Below are 4,021 nucleotides of genomic sequence, written 5' to 3' on the forward strand. Positions count from 1 at the left end.
GCCGACGGGAGGGGGCCGGTGCGTTCGCCCGCCACCAGGGCGCGCAGGTACGCCTCGGCTTCTTCCGCGCTCAGCCGCGCCTCGGGGTCTTTGACGAGGAGGCGTCCCAGCAGCGGAGCCAGCTGCCCGGCGGCGCGGGGCGGGTCCGGCTCGTCGGTCAGGACGGCTCCGAGCGTGCCCATCACGGTGCTCCGGGCGAACGGGGAGCGGCCCTCGGTCAGGGCATAGAGCGTCGCGCCCAGTGACCACAGGTCGGACGCGGGGCCGCCGGTGTCGTGCCGCGCGCGCTCGGGCGCCATGTAGGACGGCGACCCGATCAGTGAACCCGGCCGTGTGAGTGTGGCCTCGCCCTCCAGTGCGGCGATGCCGAAGTCGGTGAGGACGGCGGCTCCGTCCTCGCGGAGGAAGATGTTGGCGGGCTTGACGTCCCTGTGCAGGACCCCCTGGGCGTGGGCTGCGCGAAGGGCGCCGAGGATCTCCAGGCCGATGCGCGCCACCCGGTCGGGTGGGAGCGGACCGTCGCCGGCGAGCACCGCGTCAAGGGAGCGGCCGGGAAGCAGGTCCATGACGATGCACGGCCGGCCCTCGTCCACGACGACGTCGTGCACGGTGACGATCGACCTGTGCTGGAGGAGGGCGGCCGCCCTCGCTTCGCGCAGGGCGCGCTGCGCCGCCTGGTCGCGCTGCTCGGCGCTCAGATGGTCGGGGAGCAGGAGCTCCTTGACGGCCACGTCCCGGCCGATGAGCTCGTCGCGGGCGCGCCAGACCACGCCCATGCCGCCCTCGCCGAGGCGCTGGACGAGCCTGTACCGCCCGGCGAGCGTGCGGACCGGTGCGGTCATGACGTCGCCGCCGCTCGCGCGACCCATCGTGCCGCCTCGCGGGCCTCGCCGGGGGACGCGGTGCCGCGCTCGTACATCAGCTCGACTCTCAGCACCGTGTTCTTCACCCGGAGCACGACCCCGGAAATGTCCATGGACTTCGACAGACCCGTGGACGTGTAGGTGAACGCCTCGTCCCCTATACCGTCGATGGTGCGCGCCCCGGTTTTACGCGCTTTCACGTGGTCGACGTCGATCTCGGTCCATCCCCAGTAATGGATTCCGGGTGTGGCCGCGTTCTTGGTGCTCACGTACTTGTTGTGCGCTTCGACGGCCGAGCGCGGGGGCCCGTCGACGGTGGTGCGGCCGAGGTCGCTGATCGCGACTCCGCGTTTGGGCGCCGTCCATCCGCAGGATTTCCCGTCCTTGTCGACCTTCGGCTTCTCACCCGGTATCAGGCGGTTCACCTGCTGCTGGGTGAGCAGACCGCACAGGTCGAGCCCGGCCGGCGTGCTCGGGGACGGTGTTGTGGCAGGTGCCGCCGCCCCCGGTGCGGACGACTGTTGTTGCGCCGGTTCGTTGCTTCTCCTGGCCTCGCCGCCGGAGGAGTTGGCGGCGATGACGCCCACGAGCAAAGCGCCGATCGTGACCATGGTGGCGCCCGCCGCGATGGGCATACCCATCCGTCGTGCTCCCGTCTGCCCGGGAAGGGGCGGGACGGGCATCTGAGCCGGGAGGCCGGTCGGTCTTCCAGCGGACACATTCCACAGAGCCCGCCGCACGTCCTCCATTCCCGGCCGTGCGGACGGGGCCTTCTGGAGGAGCTGCCACAGCAGCGGTGCAAGGTGGCCGGCCTGCCGCGGCGGCGCCGGTTCCTCGGCCAGCACGGCGCCCAGCACCGCCATCGGGCCGTCCCGCTCGAAGGGCGGCCTGCCCTCGACCGCCGTGTAAAGGGTCGCCCCGAGCGACCAGAGGTCGGATTCGGGGCCGCCCGGCTGGTCGCGCAGCCGCTCGGGGGCGATGTATCCGGGGGAGCCGACGAACGTCCCGGTGCGGGTCAGGGCGGGGTCGGCCTCGATGCTCGCGATGCCGAAGTCGGTCAGGACGACCCGGCCGTCCTCGGCGAGGAGCACGTTGCCGGGCTTCACGTCCCGGTGGACGATGCCCCGGGCGTGCGCCGCTCCGAGCGCGTCCAGCAGTGCCAGGCCGATCCGGGCGGCCGCGGCGGGCGGGCACGGGCCGTCGCGCCGGATCACCCCGGCCAGCGAGGCACCGCGCACCAGCTCCATGACGATCCAGGGCCGCTCGTCCTCGATCACCACGTCGTGGACGGTGATGACGCCGGGGTGGTCGATCAGTGCCGCCGCCCGCGCCTCCCGCTGCGCCCGGTCCGTCGCCACCCGGCGCTCGTCCGCGCTGAGGACGTCGGGGAAGACGATCTCCTTGACCGCCACGGTGCGGTGCAGCGTCTCGTCCGCGGCGGACCAGACCGTCCCCATCCCGCCGCTGCCGAGCCGTTCCCCAAGGCGGTACCGGCCGGCGAGCAGATGACCTGACACCTGAGCCTCGGACCCCCCTTCCAACGACCGATCATGGTGCCGATCGGGCAATGATCCGACACCGAGCCGCGCTTGCGCGACCCGGGGGCCGTATCCGGCGGCACCTCGGTCGCCGGACGGGCCGGTCGGGGAGGCGACCGGCCGGAGCCCCGCCATCGAGGGGACGTGACCGCGATGGCGGGGCGGGCGCCGACGGCCCTCAGCCGATGACGCTCAGCTGGCGAAGGTGAACCAGTTGAGGTTGACGAAGTCGGCCGGCTGGCCGCTGCTGAAGGTGATGTAGACGGTGTGCTTTCCGGTCACCGCGGACATGTTGGCGGGCACCGTCCGCCAGCTCTGCCAGCCGCCGGTGTTGGCGACCGCGAACTCGCCGAGCACCTGCCCGGTCGGGCTGTCCAGCCGCGCCTGCACCAGGCCGCTGACCCCCGCCGGCGCGCCCGAGGCGACCCTGGCCTTGAACTGCGTGGCCGGGGTGCTGCCGAAGTCGACGTTGTCGTAGCGCAGCCAGTCGCCGTTGCCGATGTAGCCGACGTCCTGGCCGCCGCCGCTGTCGGTGGTGCTTTCGAGCTGCGTGCCCGACTGCGCCTGGTAGCCCTCCGCCTGGATGGTCGAGCGGGCGTCGACCCCGCCGCCCGTCGGCGGCGGGGTGGTGGTGCCGCCGCCGCTCTGCCAGACCGCGACGTAGTCGACGACCATCGGACGTCCCGAGACGGTGTCGGCGGTCGGCGTGCCGAATCCGGCGACGCCGTTGGGGAAGCCGCCGCCCATGGCCACGTTGAGCAGCAGGAAGTAGCCGGCGTGGCTCGTCATGTTCGACCACGTCGTGGCGTCGAGCTGGCTCTGGCTGATGCTGTGGAACTGCTGGCCGTCCACGTACCAACGCAGCTGGTTCGGGCTGACGCTGCGGTCCCACTCGAAGCGGTAGGTGTGCATCGCCGACTGGCAGGACGAGCCGGGGCACGCGCGGTTGGCGCCGATCCCGTTGGTCTCGTTGCAGGCCCCGCCGGGGTTGACCCCGCAGTGCAGAACGCCCCAGACGGAGTTGATCCCGTTGACGTTCTCCATGATGTCGAACTCGCCGATCGCCGGCCAGTTCTGGTAGTTGCCCCGGTACGGGGAGCCGAGGGCCCAGAACGCCGGCCAGTAGCCGAGGGCCTGGTTCCCGGTGACGTTCGGCATCTGGATGCGTCCTTCGATGCGCAGGACGCGGCCGTCGGCGGGCTTGAAGTTCGTGCGCTGGGTCTCGATGCGGGCCGACGTCCACTCGCCCGAGGAGCTCTTGATCGGGGTGATCCGCAGGTTGCCGCCGCCGTCCAGGCTGATGTTGGCCGGGTCGGCGGTGTAGCGCTGGATCTCGCCGGTGCCCCAGTTGCCGGGGCCGCCCGGGTAGCCGTGGCCGGTGTCGATGATCCAGTTCGCCGACGAGGGGAGCTGCCCGGCGGAGCCGTTGAAGTCGTCGCTCCAGACCAGGCTCCAGCCGTCCGGGGGCGGCGGGACGGACGCGCCGGCCGTCGGCGCGGCCACGGTGGTGGCGATCACGGTGGCGGTCATGGCCGGGAGCGCGGCGGCGAGCACGGCGAGGGCGGACCTTCGCCAGAGGCGGGGACGTCTCGGTGGGGTCATGGCGGGGACCTCCAGAGC

Annotated in this window: 3 protein-coding genes; all 3 read right to left on the reverse strand. The window is 72.4% G+C overall.

Annotated elements, in window-relative coordinates; genetic code table 11:
• Positions 1–869, reverse strand: an 869-nt coding sequence (locus tag E1284_RS39150) for a serine/threonine-protein kinase (RefSeq protein WP_131945189.1), incomplete at its 3' end; no start/stop codon positions are given.
• The gene (locus E1284_RS39155; protein ID WP_207924219.1) at positions 839–2,380 is read right to left on the reverse strand and encodes a serine/threonine-protein kinase; all 1,542 of its coding nucleotides are present in this window, start codon (positions 2,378–2,380) and stop codon (positions 839–841) included. The genes E1284_RS39155 and E1284_RS39150, both read right to left, overlap by 31 nt.
• Positions 2,381–2,593: 213 nt before the next feature.
• Positions 2,594–4,003 (reverse strand): glycoside hydrolase family 16 protein, encoded by a 1,410-nt coding sequence (locus tag E1284_RS39160; RefSeq protein ID WP_131945190.1) that lies wholly within the window; start codon positions 4,001–4,003, stop codon positions 2,594–2,596.
• Positions 4,004–4,021: the final 18 nt, after the last annotated feature.

This window comes from Actinomadura bangladeshensis, assembly GCF_004348335.1.
Taxonomy (GTDB): domain Bacteria; phylum Actinomycetota; class Actinomycetes; order Streptosporangiales; family Streptosporangiaceae; genus Spirillospora; species Spirillospora bangladeshensis.